General features: G+C 34.0%; 18 protein-coding genes and 1 pseudogene. 10 read left to right on the top strand and 9 right to left on the bottom strand.

Annotated elements, in window-relative coordinates; translation table 11 throughout:
• Positions 1–82: 82 nt before the first annotated feature.
• Positions 83–709, bottom strand: coding sequence for a GntR family transcriptional regulator (locus MHH69_RS14725; protein WP_341362618.1), 627 nt, complete (start codon positions 707–709; stop codon positions 83–85).
• 201 nt (positions 710–910) lie between these two features.
• On the opposite strand from MHH69_RS14725, the gene MHH69_RS14720 reads away from it, so the two are divergent.
• The gene (locus tag MHH69_RS14720) at positions 911–2,026 is read left to right on the top strand and encodes a GAF domain-containing sensor histidine kinase (RefSeq protein ID WP_122970891.1); all 1,116 of its coding nucleotides are present in this window, start codon (positions 911–913) and stop codon (positions 2,024–2,026) included.
• Positions 2,027–2,036: 10 nt separating this feature from the next.
• Positions 2,037–2,684: a response regulator gene (locus MHH69_RS14715; RefSeq protein ID WP_122970890.1), complete on the top strand. Its 648-nt coding sequence runs from the start codon at positions 2,037–2,039 to the stop codon at positions 2,682–2,684.
• A gap of 65 nt (positions 2,685–2,749) precedes the next feature.
• On the opposite strand, the gene MHH69_RS14710 is transcribed toward MHH69_RS14715, so the two are convergent.
• Positions 2,750–3,649, bottom strand: a complete 900-nt coding sequence (locus tag MHH69_RS14710; protein ID WP_122970889.1) for a cation diffusion facilitator family transporter — start codon at positions 3,647–3,649, stop codon at positions 2,750–2,752.
• An 87-nt stretch (positions 3,650–3,736) separates the two neighbouring features.
• Positions 3,737–5,059 (bottom strand): hemolysin family protein, encoded by a 1,323-nt coding sequence (locus MHH69_RS14705; RefSeq protein WP_174232642.1) that lies wholly within the window; start codon positions 5,057–5,059, stop codon positions 3,737–3,739.
• A 742-nt stretch (positions 5,060–5,801) separates the two neighbouring features.
• On the opposite strand from MHH69_RS14705, the gene MHH69_RS14700 reads away from it, so the two are divergent.
• The 3 genes from MHH69_RS14700 (at position 5,802) to MHH69_RS14690 (ending at position 10,754) form a co-directional block, all read left to right on the top strand.
• The gene (locus MHH69_RS14700) at positions 5,802–7,547 is read left to right on the top strand and encodes an ABC transporter ATP-binding protein (protein ID WP_341362617.1); all 1,746 of its coding nucleotides are present in this window, start codon (positions 5,802–5,804) and stop codon (positions 7,545–7,547) included.
• Positions 7,544–9,277 carry an ABC transporter ATP-binding protein gene (locus MHH69_RS14695; protein WP_341362616.1) on the top strand — a complete coding sequence of 578 codons (1,734 nt, stop codon included), beginning with the start codon at positions 7,544–7,546 and terminating at the stop codon, positions 9,275–9,277. The genes MHH69_RS14700 and MHH69_RS14695 overlap by 4 nt, the downstream gene beginning before the upstream one ends.
• A 184-nt stretch (positions 9,278–9,461) precedes the next feature.
• Complete coding sequence (locus MHH69_RS14690; RefSeq protein WP_445954573.1) at positions 9,462–10,754, top strand: MFS transporter; 1,293 nt, start codon at positions 9,462–9,464, stop codon at positions 10,752–10,754.
• Between the two features lie 37 nt (positions 10,755–10,791).
• On the opposite strand, the gene MHH69_RS14685 is transcribed toward MHH69_RS14690, so the two are convergent.
• Positions 10,792–11,001, bottom strand: coding sequence for a YheE family protein (locus MHH69_RS14685; protein WP_341362615.1), 210 nt, complete (start codon positions 10,999–11,001; stop codon positions 10,792–10,794).
• 129 nt (positions 11,002–11,130) lie between these two features.
• On the opposite strand from MHH69_RS14685, the gene MHH69_RS14680 reads away from it, so the two are divergent.
• The 4 genes from MHH69_RS14680 (at position 11,131) to MHH69_RS14665 (ending at position 16,086) form a co-directional block, all read left to right on the top strand.
• Positions 11,131–12,276: a DUF445 domain-containing protein gene (locus MHH69_RS14680; protein WP_341362614.1), complete on the top strand. Its 1,146-nt coding sequence runs from the start codon at positions 11,131–11,133 to the stop codon at positions 12,274–12,276.
• A 20-nt stretch (positions 12,277–12,296) separates the two neighbouring features.
• Complete coding sequence (locus MHH69_RS14675; protein ID WP_122970883.1) at positions 12,297–12,641, top strand: YlbF family regulator; 345 nt, start codon at positions 12,297–12,299, stop codon at positions 12,639–12,641.
• A 235-nt stretch (positions 12,642–12,876) separates the two neighbouring features.
• Entirely contained in the window at positions 12,877–14,394 is a 1,518-nt protein-coding gene (locus MHH69_RS14670) for a coproporphyrinogen III oxidase (protein ID WP_341362613.1), read from the top strand.
• A 279-nt stretch (positions 14,395–14,673) separates the two neighbouring features.
• Positions 14,674–16,086 (top strand): tetratricopeptide repeat-containing diguanylate cyclase, encoded by a 1,413-nt coding sequence (locus tag MHH69_RS14665; RefSeq protein ID WP_122970881.1) that lies wholly within the window; start codon positions 14,674–14,676, stop codon positions 16,084–16,086.
• A 172-nt stretch (positions 16,087–16,258) separates the two neighbouring features.
• Here MHH69_RS14665 and MHH69_RS14660 read toward each other — a convergent pair whose 3' ends face one another.
• Positions 16,259–16,873, bottom strand: a complete 615-nt coding sequence (locus tag MHH69_RS14660; RefSeq protein WP_341362612.1) for a PH domain-containing protein — start codon at positions 16,871–16,873, stop codon at positions 16,259–16,261.
• 224 nt (positions 16,874–17,097) lie between these two features.
• On the opposite strand from MHH69_RS14660, the gene MHH69_RS14655 reads away from it, so the two are divergent.
• Positions 17,098–17,886, top strand: coding sequence for an HAD family hydrolase (locus tag MHH69_RS14655; RefSeq protein ID WP_122970879.1), 789 nt, complete (start codon positions 17,098–17,100; stop codon positions 17,884–17,886).
• A gap of 54 nt (positions 17,887–17,940) precedes the next feature.
• On the opposite strand, the gene MHH69_RS14650 is transcribed toward MHH69_RS14655, so the two are convergent.
• The 4 genes and pseudogenes from MHH69_RS14650 to MHH69_RS14635 form a co-directional block, all read right to left on the bottom strand.
• Positions 17,941–18,099 (bottom strand): hypothetical protein, encoded by a 159-nt coding sequence (locus MHH69_RS14650; RefSeq protein ID WP_158599663.1) that lies wholly within the window; start codon positions 18,097–18,099, stop codon positions 17,941–17,943.
• A gap of 1 nt (position 18,100) precedes the next feature.
• Positions 18,101–19,321, bottom strand: a pseudogene (locus tag MHH69_RS14645) (Ger(x)C family spore germination protein); the annotation flags it as partial.
• Between the two features lie 49 nt (positions 19,322–19,370).
• Positions 19,371–20,704, bottom strand: a protein-coding gene (locus MHH69_RS14640; protein ID WP_341361629.1) for an IS3 family transposase whose coding sequence is annotated in 2 segments (ribosomal slippage) — positions 19,371–20,317 and positions 20,317–20,704 — 1,335 coding nt in all. Because the reading frame shifts where the segments join, the coding sequence is not laid out codon by codon here.
• Positions 20,705–20,807: 103 nt separating this feature from the next.
• Positions 20,808–21,917 carry a GerAB/ArcD/ProY family transporter gene (locus MHH69_RS14635; RefSeq protein WP_341362611.1) on the bottom strand — a complete coding sequence of 370 codons (1,110 nt, stop codon included), beginning with the start codon at positions 21,915–21,917 and terminating at the stop codon, positions 20,808–20,810.
• Positions 21,918–21,919 lie beyond the last annotated feature (2 nt).

Genomic DNA, 21,919 nt, shown 5'->3' with positions numbered 1-21,919 from the left:
GTAAATTATTTTGAATTACGGATAATTATACTATAAGAAAATGATTTGACCAATCCATCATAGGAAATGTACAAAAAATGGACTAAAAGTAACTTGTATACCGCAACATATATTTTAAATCGAATTCTAAATGCTTCCTCATTAATTCCTCTGCTAAATCACTATCCCTTGATGCAATAGCCCGATATATTTCTTCATGTTCCTCATATAGTAACGGTCGTTTACTTTTCAACAATGTACGACTAAATAAGTCGAAGATGGCATCCGTCTTTTTTGCCTCTTCTATTATAACGGGGTTGTTCGATTCTAAAATAATAAGATTATGAAATTTTTTGTTTGCGCTTACAATTTCTTCAATAGTTCCGTTTTTCGAGTCTTTCATCGCCTGTTTTAGTAGACTTAAATTTTCTTTGGACATTTTTTTTGCAGCTATTTTTACAGCATAACATTCGATTAAAGTTCTTAATTCTGAATTGTGGATTAAATCATTTCTAGTAGGTTTATCCACTCGCTTGTCCTTGATTAATCCTTCTTGTTCTAAATGACGAATTGCTTCTCGTATTGGTGTTCGACTTACGCCGATCGTAGCTGCTAATCGTTCCTCAACAAGTTTTGTCCCACCAGGTAATTCTCCGCTTAATATGTTGTTACGTATCGTTTCATAGGCTAAGTGATAAGCGTTAGAAGTACTAGTATTATTTACTTGCATTTCGATCCCCCTAGTAACGCTAAATTCCTTTTTATTATACACTTAAATTTCCTATTAAATGAGAATAACTTTCAAATGTAACCAAAAATTAATCAAATGTTTCATTCAAAAGTATGAGAAGACAACAAATGCCAATTACTATGGACTAATGATATGATGAAATTAGAAAATAGTTTGTTCATTTAGAGAGGTGTACACAGTTTGTCAGTAAGCGATCATTCTAATATAACGATTCTGAAAGAAATAGCCGAATTACTTAATGAAGAAACCGATTTAATTCCTATGCTGAAAGGTGCGTTATCGAAATTTTTAAGTGGAACAAATTTTGAAACAGGCTGGATTTTTTTCATTAACGAAAAGGGAAAATCGGAATTAATAGCCCATGAACATTTACCAGAAGCCCTTGCGTTCAACGGTTGTCAACATTTAAAAAAAGGTGGATGCTGGTGTGTTTCCCGCTATCGAAATCATGAGTTGGAGAAGGCTTCTAATATTATCGAATGCCAGCGGATTGAAGCGGCTATTGAAGCGAATATAGGGGATAATGCAAATATTACTCACCATGCAACAGTACCATTGCAATCGGGGGAAGAACGATTTGGTATTTTAAATGTGGCTTCTCCAAATACAGTAAGTTATACAGAGGAAGAACTGGAATTATTAGAATCGGTTGCCTTTCAAATGGGGTCTGCCATTAAGCGTATTAATTTAACAAAACAAGAACAGGAGATTGCCCTTGTACAGGAAAGAAATCGCCTCGCTAGAGATTTGCACGATTCTGTTAATCAGTTATTGTTTTCCGTCACTTTGACTGCCCGAGCAGGAATTGAGATGAGTGAACAGCAGGAAATAAAAGAAACTTTTAAAGAGATTCAACAACTTACCCAATCAGCTTTAACGGAGATGCGTGCACTGATATGGCAACTGCGTCCAAAAGGATTGGAAAGTGGGTTAATTGAAGCAATAAAAGCCTATGCTGAAATGTTAAATATTAAATTAACAGTAAACGTTTCGGGCGTTATTCAATTCCCGTCCCGTGTGGAAGAAACGTTATTTCGAATTACACAAGAAGCATTAAACAACGTACGAAAACATGCAGGTGTACAAGAAGCGATTATTTATATCACAGTTACATCAACAGATATTTTATTTGTTATTAAAGATGAAGGAAGGGGATTTGTCATCGATCCCAAATTAAGCCTTCCTTCGATTGGATTACAATCGATTAAAGATCGTGCCATTGCTATTGGTGGTACAGCTGATTGGGTTAGTGAAATTGGTAAGGGGACGGAACTGTTAATCCGTCTACCTTATTAGGGGGAGAAAAATGATTCGAGTTTTAATTGCAGACGATCATCATGTCGTACGTCGCGGTTTATTATTCTTTTTAAAAACACAAAAGGATATAGAAGTAATTGGGGAAGCGAAAAATGGGTTTGAAGCGGTCGAGCTGGTAGAATCACTACAACCAGATATCGTCTTAATGGATCTTGTTATGCCTGAAATGGACGGGATACAGGCGACGAAAAAAATTAAAGCAAAATGGCCGAACGTTGCTATCTTAATGCTGACGAGTTTTTCTGATAAAGATCATGTTTTACCTGCCATAGAAGCAGGTGCTGCAGGATATCAGTTAAAAGATATCGAACCAGATGAATTAGTAAATGCCATTAGACAAATTATTCGCGGTGAAAACATTATTCATCCTGTTGCCACTTCCCAATTAGAAGAGGTACTACGGGAAGAAGAAAATTTACCCCATGTGAAAAATCCTTTAACACCGCGGGAAAGGGATGTGTTAGCTGAGTTAACGAAGGGGAAAAGCAACCGAGAAATTGCTTCTTCATTATTTGTAACGGAGAAAACGGTTAAAACCCATATTTCGAATATTTTTACGAAGTTGGAAGTGCAAGATCGAACACAAGCTGCCCTTTATGCAGTAAAACACGGTTTAACCGAAGGCAGTGGGCTATGAATAAATGGGTAAAGTACGAATAAAAAGCAACTTTAAGGAATACCTTAAAGTTGCTTTTTAATACTTTAGAAATGATAATCCTCTTCCACAGCGGTAGGAATTTCATGGGGTTCGATATGGACGAGCACTGTACAAAATGGATTGAATCGTTTCACAGTGGAATCGATTTTTTCTGTAATTTGATGACTTTCCCAAACATTTAAATATGGATTTACTGTTACGGTTACATCGATAAAATGGACATTTCCATGGGTTCTCCCTTTAAAATCCACTAAATCAATAACCCCATCAACATTTTCAATGAGGACGGATAATGTTTCGGTATCTTCAATATCAAAACTGTCCGTTAAAGTTTGAACCGACTCCCAAAAAATTTCGATTGCTGTTTTAATAATAATAATCCCAATAACGAGTGCGGTTAACGTATCAATAATTGGATAACCGATAATTGCTCCGAATATTCCGATTGCTGTCCCGATACTAACAAGGGCATCAGAACGGTTATCATAGGCTGCCGCCTTGACTGCTGAACTATTAATCTTTTTAGCAAGGGACAAGTTATAGCGATATACCGCGTACATAACGAAGGCACTTCCTATTGCAACGACTGCTGTTAACGTAGAAGGGCTTTGGCGTACAGGATTCCATAAATTCATGACCGAACTAAGGAGGACTTGCAAACCAACCATCATCATAATAAATGAAGCGATCATGGAAGCAATCGTTTCCGCTCTAAGATGGCCGTAAGGATGATTTAAATCAGGAGGACGTTGAGAAATTCGAAGTCCAATTAGTACGGCGATAGAAGCAATGATATCTGTTGTATTATTTAATCCATCGGCTTTTAATGCTTCTGAATCTCCAAAATAACCGATTGTAAGTTTGATGGAGCTTAAGAATAAATAGGCAATAATGGAAAGCCATGCCCCTTTTTCCCCAGCTCGTAAATTTGTATATAGCTCCACTTTGTTTCCTCCTGGCAAAACTTTAGAACATGATAAAACGACCTTCCGAAATTCGGAAAGTCGTTTTTAAATAAAGTAAATGTTTAATTAGTTATCTTCTTCTGATTCCTCTTCTTCTGTTTGTGCGGATTCAGGTAATTTTGTTACTTCTATATAAAGAATATGATGTCCATCGGATTCTTTTATTTTAAATTCGTAGCCTTGGAAATCAAAGCTATCGCCTTCAACAGCATCAAATCGTTGTGTTAAGAACCAGCCACCGATAGTATCCACATCTTCATCGTCGATTTCAATTCCTAACATGTCATTTACTTCTTCTACTAACATTTTTGCATCTATTATATAATGATCATTACTAATTTCTTGAACTTCGGGAATTTCATCATCGTCAAATTCATCTTGAATTTCCCCGACAATTTCTTCAATAATATCTTCAATTGTGACTAAACCAGATGTTCCGCCGTACTCATCCATTAGTATTGCCATATGAATTCGTTCTTGTTGTATTTTAAGTAATAAATCACTGATCGGAACTGTTTCAAAAACACGGATAATTGGTTGCATATATTCTTGGATAGATTTGTTACCGTTTGCAGGATCTTTAATATAAGCCGTTAATAAATGTTTTAAGTTTACTAGACCGATTACATGGTCTTTATCTCCATCAATAACAGGGTATCGTGTATATTGTTCCACGCCCATAACTTCAAATACTTCTTTTATAGTTAAATCTTTTTCGATACTAGTAATTTCAGTTCGAGGTACCATAATTTCCTTCGCAGTACGGTCAGAGAATTCAAAAATACTATTAACGTACTCGTATTCTGAATGATTAATCTCTCCACCTTTATAACTATCGGTTAAAATAATGCGAAGTTCTTCTTCAGAATGCGCTACTTCAGATTCAGAAACCATTTTATAACCAAATAATCCAGATAAAGCGCGGGCAGATCCGTTTAACGCTTTAATGAATGGGTACATAACATTATGGAACATAATTAATGGTCCTGATAAGTTTAAAGTAAGTGCTTCTGATTTTTCGATGGCAAACGTTTTGGGAGTTAATTCCCCTACGACAACGTGTAAGTAAGTTACGATGATGAATGCAACAACGACTGAAAGCACTCCAGATATTCTTGGATCTAAATTAAACATATCAAATAAAGGATGTAAAATTAAATCAAAGGTAGGTTCACCTAACCAACCTAAACCTAATGCAGTAATTGTAATACCTAATTGACAAGCTGATAAATACTCATCTAGATTTGAAATAACTTTCTTTGCTTTCATTGCTTTTTTGTTGCCTTCCGCAACTAATTGATCAATACGTGTTGATCGCACTTTTACAATTGCAAACTCTGTTGCAACGAAAAATGCCGTAGCAGCAATTAACAACACAAATGCTGCCAACCGAATGGTTAGCTCTACTATGTCTACGTCCAAATATTTTCTTTGTTTCCAGCCCGAATGAGGGGAGCAAACAAAGAGTACACCTCCTGTTAAATAAAAAATAATTGAATAATACAATGATAAAATATTTTATGCAAAAATACAAATTGAAAACATGCTCTTAGGAAGAATATTCACATTTTTAGAGACGAATTTCCTAGTAGGATTAGATTAATAGATGGTTAAAACAGAAGAGTTACATAGCTTACATAAAAATGTTTTCCCTATTTTCTAAAAATTGTTGACTTTCAAAAAATGGGTGTGCTACCCTTTAATAGAAAATAAACTTAAGGAAAGGGAGGTTAGGATTATGAAAATTAAATTAAATTTGCCGCCAGCAATTCAATATGTTAATCCAAGCCTTCCTATATATTTCTTATGTTTATAGCTTAAACGCGCATAAATTTAAGCAAAAAGGGATACAGGTATTGGATACTTGTATCCTTTTTTTATTGAGCATCTATCACAAAAAAGGATAGGTGCTTTTTTGCTTATAAGACATTCCAAATTATGGATATGTTCGGTGTAGAAGACAATCGAATAAGACATCATGGAAAGGATTTATGTAGAGTTGTTTAAGTACAAAATGTAAGAGAGGGAGAGATGTAATATGAAAAAGTGTTACGTAAGAAAGTTGTTAAAAGATGGGTTTGTAGATAGTGGATAGGAAAGAGAATGATGAATAGGAAAAGAAGGTGCCTAAATGTTTGATGTTTTATTTAAATTAAAATGGTTTTTTAAAAGTTATTGGAAAAGATATACGATTGCAGTCGTTCTCCTAATGATCGCCAATGTAGTGGAAGTAATTCCACCGTGGATAATTGGTGCTGCGATCGATGAAATTGCTATGAATTCGATGACGGCTGACTCGCTACGTAATTATTTATTAGCGATTATTCTAATTATCGTTGTTGGATATGCGATGAATTTCACTTGGCAATATCAATTGTTTGGTGGGGCTATTACCCTCGAACGAATTTTTCGAAAAAAATTGATGCACCAATTTTTAAAAATGACACCAACTTTTTACGAAAAAAATCGAACGGGCGATTTAATGGCTCGTGCTACGAATGATTTAAATGCAGTGTCATTAACGGCAGGGTTTGGCATTATGACCTTGATGGATTCTACAATTTACATGGGTGCCATTATTTTAGCGATGGGGTTTTTAATCTCTTGGAAGCTAACGCTTTTCTCCATGCTCCCGATTCCAATTATGGCAGTACTTATGCAATATTTGGGCAAAATTGTTCATGAACGTTACATGACAGCCCAGGAATCCTTTGGTGAAATAAATGATAGTGTACTTGAGTCGGTAGCGGGTGTTCGGGTTATCCGAGCATATGTACAAGAAAAGAAAGATGAAAAACGCTTTGCACAAATGAGTGAAGAAGTGTACCAAAAAAATATCCATGTAGCGAAAATTAACGCGTTATTCGGTCCGATTACAAAAATTGGTACAGGGATAAGTTATGTCGTTGCTTTAGGATATGGTGCTGTTCTTGTATCAAATGGTGATATGACAGTAGGTCAGCTTGTTACCTTTAACGTCTATTTAGGTTTAGCAGTATGGCCGATGATGGCTATTGGAGAGCTCATTAATGTAATGCAACAAGGTAACGCTTCCCTAGATCGTGTTCAAGAAACTTTAGACTATGAACAGGATGTAAAAAATATAAATAATCCAATAACAGTAGAGAGTCCATCATCTATTGGATTTGATCAATTTTCTTTTAAATATCCGATGTCTCAAATGACAAACTTACAAAATTTATCATTACATTTAAAACAAGGTGAAACTTTAGGAGTTGTCGGGAAGACTGGTGCCGGAAAAACAACTTTTGTAAAACAACTCCTTAGAGAATATCCATTAGGTGAAGGGCAGTTTACGATTGGAGACATTGATATAGCAAAATTATCGAAGGAACAGTTATTAGAGTGGATAGGATACGTTCCGCAAGATCATGTTCTTTTCTCCAGAACAATCCGTGAGAACATTTTATTTGGGAAAGAAGATGCAACAGAAGAAGAAATAAATGAAGCGGTAAGAATGGCTTACTTTGAAAATGATTTAAAAAATTTACCGTTAGGAATGGAAACATTAGTTGGTGAGAAGGGAGTTTCCCTCTCTGGTGGACAAAAGCAGCGGGTATCGATTGCCCGGGCGCTCATTAAAAATCCAGAGATTCTTATATTAGATGATTCCTTATCCGCAGTCGATGCAAAAACGGAAGCAAAAATTATCGAAAATATTGGTCGTGTCCGAAATGGAAAAACAACCATTATTACAACCCATCGTTTATCAGCTATTCAGCATGCAGATCATATTATCGTATTGGATGATGGCCGAATTATAGAAGAAGGTACCCATGAGGAACTTCTTCAAAAGGAAGGCTGGTATAAAGAACAGTACGATCGACAACAGCTAGAGGAGGTGTCTAGCGAATGAGTACGAGTAAACGTTTAGTTCAATATGCATTACTATTTAAAAGACCTATTTATATCGGATTATTTTTACTAACAATCGCGGTATTAACCGATTTGGCAGGACCATTCATCGCGAAATATATTATTGACCATTATATGACACCAGGTTCATTACAGTTTGAACCGATTATTCATTTATTAATTGTGTTTTTTGTATTAGCGATTGCAACTGCTGTTTTAAGATACTTTATGTATATTTATTTACAAATTGGGGCGAACCGAATTATTCAAAAGCTACGCCAAGACGTTTTTGGACATATTCAAACAATGCCCATCGACTATTTTGATAATTTACCTGCTGGGAAAATTGTAGCGCGGGTAACGAATGATACGGAAGCTATTCGTAATTTATATGTTCAAGTGTTATCCCAATTTGCAACAAGCTTTATATCCATTTTCGGAGTATATATAGCTCTTTTCATATTAAATGTGAAAATGGCCCTTGTTGCATTAGTCGTTGTCCCGATCGTTTATTTTTGGATGATTGGTTATCGGAAATATGCTGCCCAATATAACCATGTTGTTCGAACTAAGATTGCAGATATTAATGCGATGATTAATGAGTCGATTCAAGGAATGACCATTATTCAAGCCTTCAAACGGGAAGAGCAAATGAAGGAAGAATTTGCTGAAATGAATAATGAGCATTATGAATATCAAAGAAAATTATTGTTTTTAGATTCAGCGACAGCATTTAATTTAGTGAATGTTTTACGTTTAATCATCTTCGCTATTTTTATTTACTATTTTGGTACCCAGTCCATGACTACTACAGATGTCATTACTGCGGGAACTTTATACGCTTTTGTTGACTATATTACGAGATTATTTAGTCCGATCGTTAATATTGTCAATCAATTCTCCCAATTGGAACGGTCCCTTGTTGCTGGTTCTCGTGTCTTTAAATTGTTAGATCGAAAAGGAGAGCCGATAAGCACACAATCCATTCCAAGATATGAGGGGAATGTAGTGTTTGATAATGTATCCTTTGCTTATAAAGATAATGACTATGTATTGAAAAATATTAATTTTACTGCAAGAAAAGGGGAAACAGTAGCCCTTGTTGGTCATACAGGATCAGGGAAAAGTTCTATAATGAATTTGTTATTCCGCTTCTATGATCCTCAAAAGGGAAAAATTTTAATAGACGGTCAAAATATTCTATCGATCCCCCGTCAAGCCTTTCGTGAGCATATGGGAATCGTATTACAAGACCCTTATTTATTTACAGGAACGATTGCAACAAATGTCAGTTTAGGGGATCCACGTATTTCTAGAGAAACGGTTGAAAAAGCGTTAACTGCAGTAGGGGGAGAAAGGGTTTTAAAAAATCTTGAAAAGGGATTAGATGAACCGGTAATTGAAAAGGGAAGTACCCTATCTTCAGGGCAAAGGCAATTAATATCCTTCGCACGGGCATTAGCCTTTGATCCGGCGATTTTAATACTAGATGAAGCAACGTCTAATATTGACACGGAGACAGAAGAAATTATCCAGCATGCGATGGAAGTTTTGAAAAGAGGAAGAACGACTTTCATTATCGCCCATCGTCTATCAACAATTAAAAATGCTGATCAGATTTTAGTATTAGATAGGGGAGAAATTGTGGAACAAGGGACCCATGATGAGTTAATCGCATTAGGTGGTCGTTATGAGACGATGTACCGATTACAGGCAGGGGCCCTTCAATAAGAAGAAAAGTGAAGCTAGTCCTAAATGAGTTCCCATCGTTATTACAAAAGGGAAGCATTTGGGCTAGCTCTTTTTTATAAAAGTATTGCAGTTTTATAACGAAGGTCGTATATTTAGGGTAACGAAATATATAGAAAATTCGAATTAGTCTTTACATAGTTATGTAAGTGAACGAGTGAAATGTTTGGAAAGCGGTGTAGTCGCTATGTACAAATGGATGAAAAATAGTTATAAAACAATCAAGTCATTTAATCGAAATGTTCGATTGTTTATGGTTGCCAATGTGCTTATTCAAATAGGCATGGGTGTATTTATGGTAATGTACAATCTTTACATTCGGGAGTTAGGTTATTCGGAGGCAGTCAATGGAAGCGTTATTTCTATAAATTCACTCGCAACGGCATTAATGTTAGTACCTGCTGGAATTATTAGTGATCGTTATGGAAGGAAATCCATTCTTTTAATAGGGACGCTTATAACAGCTATAATGCTTTTTGGAAGGAGTATCGTTTCAGTCGAACAACCAATTCTCACCTTTGCCTTTATAACTGGTATCGTTTGGGCGTTTGTTCAAGTATCAGGTGTTCCTTTTCTAGCTGAGAATTCAAAACCAAATGAACGGATTCAATTATTTAGCATTCATTTTTCTTTCGTGACGATAGCAAATGTCCTTGGAAATTTACTTGGGGGATTTGTAGCAGATGGCTTTCAATTCTTTTTCCAATTGGGAGAAGTAGAAAGTATTAGAGGGTCGTTAATGATAGGAGCAGCAATTTTTACAGTCGGATTAATTCCGCTCCTTCAATTAAAAACGAGTGAAAGGTCCCAAAAGGATGAAAAAGCGTTACAAAATAAGCGATTAAAAGAAGATGATAATGGTGACAGCAGCTTTAAGAAAAACTTTAAAATGATTGTTTTATTTGGCATAGCCAATTTAATTATAGGAACTGGATCTGGATTAGTTATTCCGTACTTAAATTTATATTTTGCCAATCGTTTCGATGCATCGAATTCCTATGTAGGGTTCATTATTGCATTAGGATCTGCAATGACAGCCGTTGCAATGTTGATAGGACCGATTTTAGTCAAAAGAGTAGGGAAAGTTCGGGCGTTAGTCATTTTTCAACTTCTATCAATACCATTTTTATTTTTAACTGCTTATACAAATTCGTTGTTCATTGCTTCCGTTGGATTTTTAATGAGGCAGGCATTGATGAATGCAGGAAATCCAATTCAGAGTGCCATTGCGATGGATGTTGTTCATGACAAGTATAAAGGTCTTGGTAACTCGGTAAGTCAGATGGTTTTTAATATTGGTTGGGCAACGATGGGGCTTCCTGCTGCTTGGCTCGTTACGACCTATGGAAATTACTGGGGTTATGCTTATACCTTTACGATTACGGGATGTTTATATTTAGTAGCCTCCACATACTTTTATATCGTTTTTGCTCGAAAATATAAAGTAAAGGAAGTATAAAGAAGGGCGAGTTCGACATATCCGAACTCGCCTTTTATCAATCATAAACATGGAAAAGCATTAATTCATGAATCATTTTTTTAACTGTTTCTTCTTCTTCCTTAGAAGGTTTGGTACCTAACCATACAATTTTTCCATCTTTTTTATACTCAGCTTTATATTGTTGCTGTTTGTAGTAAAAAGATATCGCCCACCCCGGCAATAAATTGTTTTCAAATAAAGGCTTAAATTGAAAATGTTGAATCATACGAATCCCCCTTGAAACTTTCGATTACGTTTATCGTACTAAAAGTGGGAAAGAAAGGCTAACATTATCTTTAAATACATTTCCTTTGATATAATTGGAACACAGTTTGAAAGAAATGAGAGGATTTAGATGGAAAATGTAGTAGTCACGATCATTTTTATGGCAGTAGTTGGAGCATTAATCGGGGGATTTACGAATTATCTTGCGATTAAAATGTTGTTTCGACCATATAATGCACTATACATCAAAAATTGGCGTATACCGTTTACACCAGGTCTCATTCCGAAACGTCGTCAGGAATTATCAAAACAAATTGGTGCAACTGTAAAAAATTATTTATTAACTCCTGAAGTTTTTCAAAAGAGACTATTTAATGAAGACATTCGTTCGTCGGTTTTACAATTTGCCCAAAAGAAAGTCGAAAAAACAGTTTTTACAGATGATAAAACAATATATGACTGGTTAAAGTTAGGCGGATTTGAGCATTTGCCAAATACAATTGAAGAAAAAGTAGATTTGTTAATTGAAAAGCAATTTAACACGATGAAAACAACAATTTCTACTAAATCGATTGAGGAACTTTTACCAAACGATATTCAACAGGCTATCGATAAAAAAATTCCTGAAATCACTTCATACCTTTTAGCAAAAGGGGAGGAATATTTCCAATCCACAAAAGGTGAGATGACGATTAAAAATATGATGGATGACTTTTTAGGTTCAAAAGGTTCCTTCGGTGGAATGATTCAAATGTTATTAGGAGATTCAACTTCCATCGTATCGAAAATTCAAAAGGAAATTATACATTTTTTAAACGCACCTGGAACGAAACATTTATTAGTTAACATTTTCTTAAAAGAATGGGATACTATTAAACAACAGCCGGTTATAGAGTATCTAGAGAATATTGATTTTGATAACATTTTAAAAAATATTCAACGTTACGCAAAACAAGAACTTAACATTCAAGAACATCTTCAAAAAACGATTAGCTATTATTGGCCACAAGGGAATGAATATGTTAAAAATGAGTTGTTACCTAAATTAGTTCATAAAGGGTTTACGGAAGCTGAAAGTAAACTGGAAGATGTATTAAATCGTTTGAATTTAGAGGAAGTAGTTCGGGAACAAGTGGATTCTTTCCCTTTAGAAAAATTAGAAGAGCTTGTAATCGGGATTGCCAACAAAGAATTGCAAATGATTACGATTTTAGGTGCTGTATTAGGTGGAGCAATTGGTATTGTACAAGGATTAATTGTCTATCTTTTAAATTAAAAATGAGAGTGGGAAATTTTTTGATTAACATTTATGAAGACATTAACAAATTAGAAGCGTCTTTACGTCAAACGGATGAATTTAAAATTTTGAAAGATGCAGTTGAAGCTGTTCGAGCAGATGAAGAAGCGACGAAATTGTTTACGAATTTCCGTGATATTCAAATGAAGCTTCAACAAAAGCAAATGAACGGTGAAGAGTTACAAGAAGATGAATTAATCTTTGCACAAAAGGCTGCTCAATTAGCCCAATCAAGCCCGAAAATTTTAGCTATGTTAGAGGCTGAAATGGCTTTAAGCAAAGTAATTGAAGAAGTAAATCGTATATTAGTAAAACCTATCCAGTCTTTATACGACGGATTGTAATAGTTTAAACCACACAAAAAAATTGTGTGGTTTTTTTATGAAGAAAATAAATGTCAATATAAAAGTAATAATGAGCCATTTTAATGAACAATTTGTTATATTTAAATGACATGTTATAATTAACGTTTGAAAATCTCCCTTCACATACATCGCTGATTAGATAAGCTGTTTAGGGAGTAGGAATTCTCCTTTGTTGTTAAATGAACGAATATTAATAGGGAAGAGAGTATAAACGATGAAAAAGATCCAAGTTAATGAAGTGTTTAAAGAAGATTGGAATCGCGTGTTAAATCATATAGCAAATTTATTTTTTGAAGACTCAAAGATTGTAGTAGCTGCCGACGATGCAGAACTTTCTTTTCGTTTTCATTATTCAATAGATAAAGATTTCTCCATTCATACAGCTTGTGAATTAGAAGTAGAAAACGAAACATATACAAGTGATTATTCGATTCGTTATGAATCGGAAGGAACGGAAAAAGAACAAGGTATCCGTATGAAACGTGCCTTGTCCCATGTGATGTTAGATGCCCTTGAGCAATATACAGGCATGACCCAACAATGGGGCATTTTAACGGGAGTGCGTCCTACAAAGCTTTACCACAAATATCGGAAACAAGGATTAAAGGATGAAGAAATATTTGCTATTTTGAAAAAGGATTTCCGTATATCAGATTCTAAAATTGCCCTTATGCGTGAAATTGTTAAACGCCAATTAGAGACAATTCCAGATTTAGACGAAATCGGTAAGGAACTTTCAGTTTATATTGGAGTTCCATTCTGTCCGACAAAGTGTGCCTACTGTACATTCCCAGCCTATGCTATCGCAAGCAATAGGAAAGCTGGTCGTGTCGAATCTTTTATCGATGGATTGCATATCGAAATTCGTGCAATGGGAAAATGGCTTAAAGAAAATAATATGAATATTACTTCCGTTTATTGGGGTGGAGGTACTCCTACTTCAATAGAAGCCCATGAAATGGATGCCCTTTATCAAACGATGTTTGAATCCTTTCCAAATCCAGAGAAAATTAGGGAAATTACGGTAGAAGCAGGTCGCCCTGATACGATTACGATTGAGAAAATAGAAGTATTAAAAAAATGGGGAATTGATCGTATTTCAGTTAATCCTCAAAGTTATACAGATGAAACTTTAAAAGCGATTGGTCGTCATCATTCTGTACAAGAAACAATCGATAAATTTTGGTTATCTCGTAACTCGGGAATGAACAATATTAATATGGATTTAATTATTGGTTTACCAAATGAAGGAATTGAGGAATTCCAACATTCATTAGACGAAAGTGGGAAAATGCAACCTGAGTCGTTAACCGTACACACTTTATCTTTTAAACGGGCTTCGGAAATGACCCATAATAAAGATAAATATAAAGTCGCTGATCGTGAGACGGTTACAAAAATGATGGAAATGGCAAGTACTTGGACAGCTGAAAACGGTTATGTTCCCTATTATTTATACCGTCAAAAAAATATTTTAGGTAATTTAGAAAATGTCGGGTACTGTAAACCAGGAGAAGAAAGCATCTATAATATTGTGATTATGGAAGAAGTTCAGACGATTTTAGGAATAGGTTGTGGCGCTTCAACGAAATTTGTTAATCCGGTAACAGGTAAAATTACACAATTCCATAATCCGAAAGATCCGGCTGCCTATATTATGACTTTTGAAGAGGCTATTGAGAAAAAAATTGAAATGCTAAATGATTTGTACCATACACAGATTAAGCAGTAGATTTTGTAAGACAGAGAATTGTTCTCTGTCTTTTTTTAACACGAACTGTATAAATACAAGTTATTTTTGTTTCAAAGTACTAACATTTTTGTTTTATTTATGTTTCAAAAATCCTTTCATTTTTACAAAATAATAGGTAAAATGAAAGAACCTAAAAGACAGAAAATTCTTTTTATAGTAAATTTAGTATTTGGAAAAATTTGTAATATACTAAAATTTTATGTATAACTTAAATATAAGATTTGAAAAAGTAGTGGGAAATAGATAGGAAGTGAAAATATGCAAGAACTAAAGGAATTAAACATTACGATGACCGCTCTTTCAAGAGAAGAACGTTTCGAAGAGTTTTTTAATTTGTTTGACCCTACGGTAAGTCTTGCATTAGAAGAACAAAATTTCACCATATTAATAGATCTATATTGGAATCGGAGTTGGATTTCTTATCAATTAGGAGATATTCAATCTTGTATTGCTGATTTAAAAAAGGCTTCAGAGTGGATTGATGAGTATGGAACGACTGAACAAAAAATCAAATATTTTAATTCCTTTGCAGCTGCTTGTGGAGAACTTGGTAACAAAGATAAATATTTGGAATATTTAAATAAGGCGAAAAATTTAGCGGTTCAATATAATGATCTATCATTACTTTGCAATATTTATAATAATTTAAGTGTACATTATATAGATATAGGTCAATCGGAAGAAGCAGTTGAACTTCTTACAAAATGTCTTCAATTATCAAAGCAGTTTTACGAAGAGCGTGGTTTTGATATTCCTGCCTATTTACATATTCGGTTAAATTTAGCCAAGGCCTATACAGAACTTCAGCAATTTGATAAAGCTGAAGAGCTTTTTGATTTTTTATTTTCTTACATTGAAGGTAAAAAAATGGTGAAACCTTCTATTTATGTTTATCAATATAAAGGACTATGGTTTAAAAAACAAAAACGTTATGAAGAAGCGTGTGAAATATTAGAGAAAGCAAAAGGGTTTGCATTAAATAACAATGATTTAATTCAATTAGAAGAGATTAATAAAACTTTAGTAGAAATTATGACGGAGCTAAATGATAAAGATCGTTTAATCGCAATTCAGAAAGATTATATTAATATTCTTTTAAAGTTGAAAGAAATTAATTTAAATCAAAATTTAATGCAAATAGAAGTCTCTCAAAATAATAAACAATACGAATCAATGTCAACGAAGGATCCATTAACAAATTGCTATAACCGTCATTATTTTGAAAAAAATATAAAAGAATGGTTAGTAGAAGCTCAACAGCAAGATGGTCTAATCGGGTTTATCATTTTCGATGTAGATTATTTTAAAGAAGTAAATGATCAATACGGCCATTTAGCTGGTGATGATGTATTAAAGAGAATCGCTTACGAGGCAAATCTTTGTTTAGCTAATTATAATAGCTTTTTGGCTAGATATGGCGGAGATGAATTTATTGCAATTTTAAAAGTGGAAAACTTAAAAGAATTACAATCGATTGTGGAAAATCTTCATAAACATCTCACTTCATTAGTGATAGAGGTAAATGATCAAAAAATTCCGATTCATATTAGTATCGGGGTAAGTACGAATTATCGTGGAATGATTACAGATGAAAAGAAAATTTTTAAATTAGCTGATGATGCATTGTATAAATCAAAACGAAATGGGCGAAATCAATATACAGTTAATTAAAAAGAATAGACAAGGGCTATTCTTTTTTATTGTTCAACGTAAGGCAATCAATGAGTCGATTTGAGAGGATGGTAACTTTAAAGGGAATATAGCAATATAATAAAAGTGGTATTAGAAAAGAACTAATACCACTTTTATTTTGGTAGAATATTTTAATTTGCTTTTAAGATGATTAGTTTTTAATAAATAATTCGAACACATCTCCAAAGTCTTCTTTTGAGTAGTTGTTACTGCTTTCTTTTAACCATTGGTTAGCAAATTCAGCAATGGATTTAAAGGATTCGGCAGGGGATGTTTGACCATAACCAGTCGAAGAAACACTTCTTGTCGCATAGTCTAAACTATCAAACATAAAGTTACGATGTTTTTCGTTATCTCGCATCATACGTTCAATTGTAATTAAGCTTTTATAAAGGTCTTTTATTTTTTCTGCATAACTTTTATTAATATCAATTGATAATGGCGTTTCGCCAATTGTGAATTTTATTTCAATATCAAGGTCAATTGTTCCTGCAGTTTCGAGCGATACTTGGCGTAACGTATTATATTTATAATCAAAACGTCTTAATGTACGCTTTTTACTTACTGCGGAATCACCATCAACATGTATAAGGGCAAAATTAGTAAAACAATATTCATCCGCTTTTGTTTTTATAAGGAAGTAAATTTTTTCGCCCTTCTCATGTAAAACGTAATCATCCGATTCTGTTTTATCGTAGTCTTGAGGTTCAATTACTTTACCGATATCCGAAAGTCCTAAAGCGTCTGCTGCAAATTTCTTAATCATAATTTCTCTCCTTTTACTAGTAGCTGCCGTTTCTAAAAACAGATAATGGCTTGTACTAATTTCAAGTTTAATATATTTTCATTTTTCGAAAATTAACCGAATAATTCTGAAAATATGATAAAATAAATATACCATTTTATTTCTATTTTAGAAAGCTACCAATAATTGGTTTATAGTGGGAAATTAATTTCGTTTCAAATAAATTCATACATAGGGAGATCCAAATGCCAATTCATACAATTATTTTTGACTTAGATGATACATTATTATGGGATAAAAAAAGTATACAAACTGCTTTTGAAAAGACATGTTATTATGCTTCAACAAAATATAATATAAAACCGGAGGAGCTGGAGGCTGCGGTTCGGCTCCATGCTCGTAAATTATATGAATCTTATGAGACCTATGAATATACAGTATCGATTGGGATAAATCCCTTTGAAGGATTATGGGGTACCTTTGACGATTCGTCTGAATCATTTCAATTAATGAAAAAAATCGTTCCGACTTATCGAAAAGATGCTTGGACAAACGGTCTGAAAGCTATCGGGATAGATGATGTCGCATTAGGTGCTGAACTAGGTGAACGTTTTGTAGAAGAACGGAAAAACTCACCTTTCGTATATGAAGATACATATAAAGTACTTGATGATTTGAAGGGGAAATATCAGTTAGTTTTATTAACAAATGGAGCACCTAGCTTACAAAATTTAAAATTAAAAATTACCCCGGAAATTAAATCCTATTTTGATCATATTATTATTTCTGGTGATTTTGGAGTCGGAAAACCGGACGCCTCCCTTTTTGAATATATGATGGAGAAAGCAAATATTCAGCCAAATCAAGGGATAATGGTAGGCGATAATTTAAATACAGACATATTAGGTTCTGCTCGTGTCGGTATGAAAAACGTTTGGATTAATCGGGAAGGGAAAAGTAACGATTCTAAAGTAACACCAACCTTCGAAGTGAAGTCTTTAACCGAATTTAAAGAACTGCTAAAGAATTTATAACAAGGAAAGCGAAATGACAGTGCAAATGTCATTTCGCTTTCTATTTTCCTGATGTCATTGTAAAACAGAGAAAAAAGGAACTACTACAATCATTATCGCCAAAATGAAAACGGCAATGGCACCTTTTTTGTTTTGCTCTTTCCATAGGGTGATGGCAAAACCAACTGCGTATAGAAACATGATGACAATAACCAACCAAATGATTAAGTCCAACCTAATCGCCACTTCCTTCTAAAGCAGGAACTTCACTTTGTTTACCAAATTGCCCAAAATTAATGTTAACCGATACATTCACTTGTAAATCAGGATATTTTTCTCCCCAATTGTATTTTTCGTATGCTGGAATCGTTGGAAATTGTTTTCTAACATCAAGGGACCAACCAAATGGTTCCCCTTTAAACTCCTTTTGCGTCTTCTTAATGAGATTATCAAATTTCGTAGTAATACGTTCTTCAATATCATTTTTTAAAATCTTTCTTTTTTTACTATCTACTGCATAGTTAATCATACTATGATTTGATAGAACTTCCACATATAGAGGAATCGTTATATCAATTGTTGGATTATCCCCGTTCAAATTTATCTTCACTTCATTATTTCTTTTCTTTACTAACCTTGTGACAACCTGATGCTCCCTATCAAAAGGGTCGGGAAATGTTGTTAACATATGCCCAGAATTTAATGTATCATTTAGTAGTATAGTAAGTCTTGTTTCTTCGCTCGTTAAAGTCCCTAACATCCTACCTTCTTTAAAAACAGCAGATCCAGCGAATTCTGAATTATTCGTTTGTCCTTCTGCATTAAATTCCCCAGCTATAAAATTATCTTCGCCTTTACGATTGTCTGAAGTGTCTTTTTCAGTAGTAGCGTATATTCCTAAAAAAATCGATCCTTTTGCTTCGGTAATTCTAAAATATTTGTTAATATCCGTATCAGGTATATAACCTGTTCGAATACCATATTCGAGTATTAATTCAAAAAATTTATGAACCCTCGTTTCAAGTTTAGGTTGAGTTTTTTCTAGAAATTGACTAGCATCCTCCTTTGTTACAATCAACCGAACACCTCGTTTTATTTCCGGTTCCTTTGCAACATCATACATTAATCGTACAAAGTTTTTGTCTTTCGCTAATTCTTCCGAAACAAGAAGATAGCCTAGTTGTGTATATGAAACCTGTTTTGTAATGACCGTATTCGCCATATCCTTCGCAGAAATTAAATCATTCGTTTGAAAAGTAATAATTTCTCTTGGAGGTTCATTCGATCCTTGTCCACCTTCTGATCTAGATAATTCAGGATTCGTAATAAGAAATGTTATTTTAATTTGATTTTCTTCTTCTCCTTTATCTAGTCCAATGGCAAAAGCATAGGCCCTTTCATCTATAGCTAACTGATCCCAACAACCACTTAAAAAAATTAACATTAAAAAAAGGCACGATAATTTAAAGTGTACCCTTTGTAAAGGACATTTTTAAAAAAGGCTTTTAAGCAACTTGAAGAAGATGGTGACTGTATTGTGCAGGCGTCATCTTTTTTAAGTTCCATTGACCTCGGTAATGATTGTAATAAGTCATATAACTCTTAATCTCTCTTTTTACTTCTTCTAATGTTTCACACGATTTAAAGTCTGTTTCATCTTTAAAATGACCAAAAAACGATTCTTGTGGGGCATTATCCCAACAGTTTCCACGACGTGACATAGATTGCTCTAGTCCCATTTTCTTTACCATCTTTTGAAATTGGGGGCTGGTATAGTGGAACCCTTGATCAGAGTGAATGAATGCGCCATCGGCCAATTTTATCCCATTCTTTTTCAACATCTTTAATGTATTTAATGCAATATCTAGTGTAATTTTATCCGATGTCTCATATGCTAAAATTTCATTGGTTTCGGCATCTTTTATAGCGGATAAGTAGGCACGTTTTCCTTTTCCATAACTCAAATATGTAATGTCTGTTAATAATACTTTTCTAGCGATTCCTTGCTTAAATTTACGGTTTAATAGATTTGGTAAAGTTCTATGTTCTTTCGTTGCTTTGGCCATTCTTCGATATGGATTTGCTTTTCGAATGGGGCAGATGATTTGAAACTTTTTCATGATACGACGAATTCGCTTTAGGTTATATGTAATTTGATACTGATTTTCTAACGTCATTTTAATTTGACGTGCACCTTTCTTACGACCACGGAAATTGAACGCTTTTAAAATGATTTCTTTGACTGTCTCATCTGCCTGATCACTAGCTTGTCTACTAAGTTGTGCTTCTTCTGAAAAATAACGATAGTAGCCCGATCGAGAGACTCCAACTAATTTACAAAGGTAGCTTACCATTCTTTTTAAGCGGTGTTTTTCTATCACATACTGGATCAACTGAAATTTTTGTTCCGCTGTTAATTTCTCTTTTTCTTTATCAACAACCTTTCTGCTAAATCGATCTTTTTTAGTAGTTCATTTTCTGCACGTAATAATGCATTTTGCGCCTCTAACCTTGCGTACTTTTCTTCTATACTTAATTCTCGCTCAAGTGGACGTCCTGAAGAGTGTTTACGTGTATCCACAAGCCCAGCTACACCATTCTTTTGATAAGCAGCACGCCATCGCTCTAAAGCAGACTTTGCACGTTTTTTACCTACGATATCAATATCAAATCCTGCATCTTCAAAAATTTGAAGTGGAAATTTCCCTTCCTCATATTCTTTAATGGCTCTTGCTTTAAATTCATCTGTATATGTTATTGCTTTTTCACTCACTGCTTTTACATAAGGATGTTTCTTGAGTAATTTCTGTTCTTGATCTGTAAATAACTTTTTCGACATGTTCTTCCGCTCCATCAACCATTTATTTTATTTCATTATAAATAAAAGTACCCTATAAGAGAGACCTTTTTTCAAGTGTCTTTCTTATAGGGTACATTTTAATTTACTCAGCTGCTTTCTTTTTATCATTTTTTGAACCTCCTTTTAGCTTTGTTAATACCCATATAACAAATGGTAGGAACAAAAACACTGGAGTAACTAGTTTTAAAAATTCTCCTCTTAACGTATAAATTGCAAAGGTTGGAGTTTCAGGTATCATACCGAAAAATACGATTAATGTTGCAAGTATAGGGATAATGAATTCCTTTTGACTAATTTTAAATAGAGTGCTGAATAATAAGACGCTTATATAAAAGTAAAAGGAAAATCTCGCAAAAGTTGCAATTAACCAAAAGGGAAAGAATAGCGACTCTGTATTTCTTATAAACCCGAGTTGGATTGTTCGTATAGACTCATGGTAAGGATAGCCGATTAGCTTTATACCATTAAAATCAAACAGCATTACATAAGACATAATGGCTGTAGAAATTTCAATCGTTATAAAGGCTAACCCAATCCACATCCCTTTTTTTAAAACCTTTGTACTCTTTAAATACGAAGCAATGAATGCAAAATAAAATAAATCTGCAAAAATAGATATATAAGATGTACTTCCTTTTATAATTTCCCATTTTCCTGTTCCAAATAGAGGGAAAATAAATTCGGGACGACCTTGTAAAACTATTAATACTAAAACGGTTAATGCGGTAACTTTTACACCGGCAATAATAATCCATGCATAGGAACTAATATGTTCAAAACCTTTTTTTGCTCCATATGCCGCTACAGAAATTAATACTGCGTAAATAACAATAGTAGGTGTATCGTTAAAGTACATCGTTCCCATAATATCTGTATAAATGGAGGAATCGATGATAAGGGCATAGATTTGAATAATCCATAATGCGAATAGGACGAAAAATCCAACATATTTCCCGAATACTTCTTTAATAATTTCAACAAAAGTTTTATTTGGATATATTGTGAAAATTTTTAGTATAAAAAAAACGGGTAAGATGGTTGTGACCCCAATAATAATAGGTGCCATCCAAGCAGCACTTCCCATACTACTAAAAAATAGACTTGGTGTATCATCCTCCAATTTTGTTCCGATTGTAAGAATAATAATGGCGATAAATTCTCTTGTACCAATTGTCCCCTTTGTTTTGTCCATCG

Source organism: Ureibacillus sp. FSL E2-3493, assembly GCF_038077515.1.
Lineage (GTDB): Bacteria > Bacillota > Bacilli > Bacillales_A > Planococcaceae > Ureibacillus > Ureibacillus halotolerans.
The sequence above is the reverse complement of the archived record's forward strand: the minus strand, read 5'-3'. Positions and strand labels throughout refer to the sequence as shown.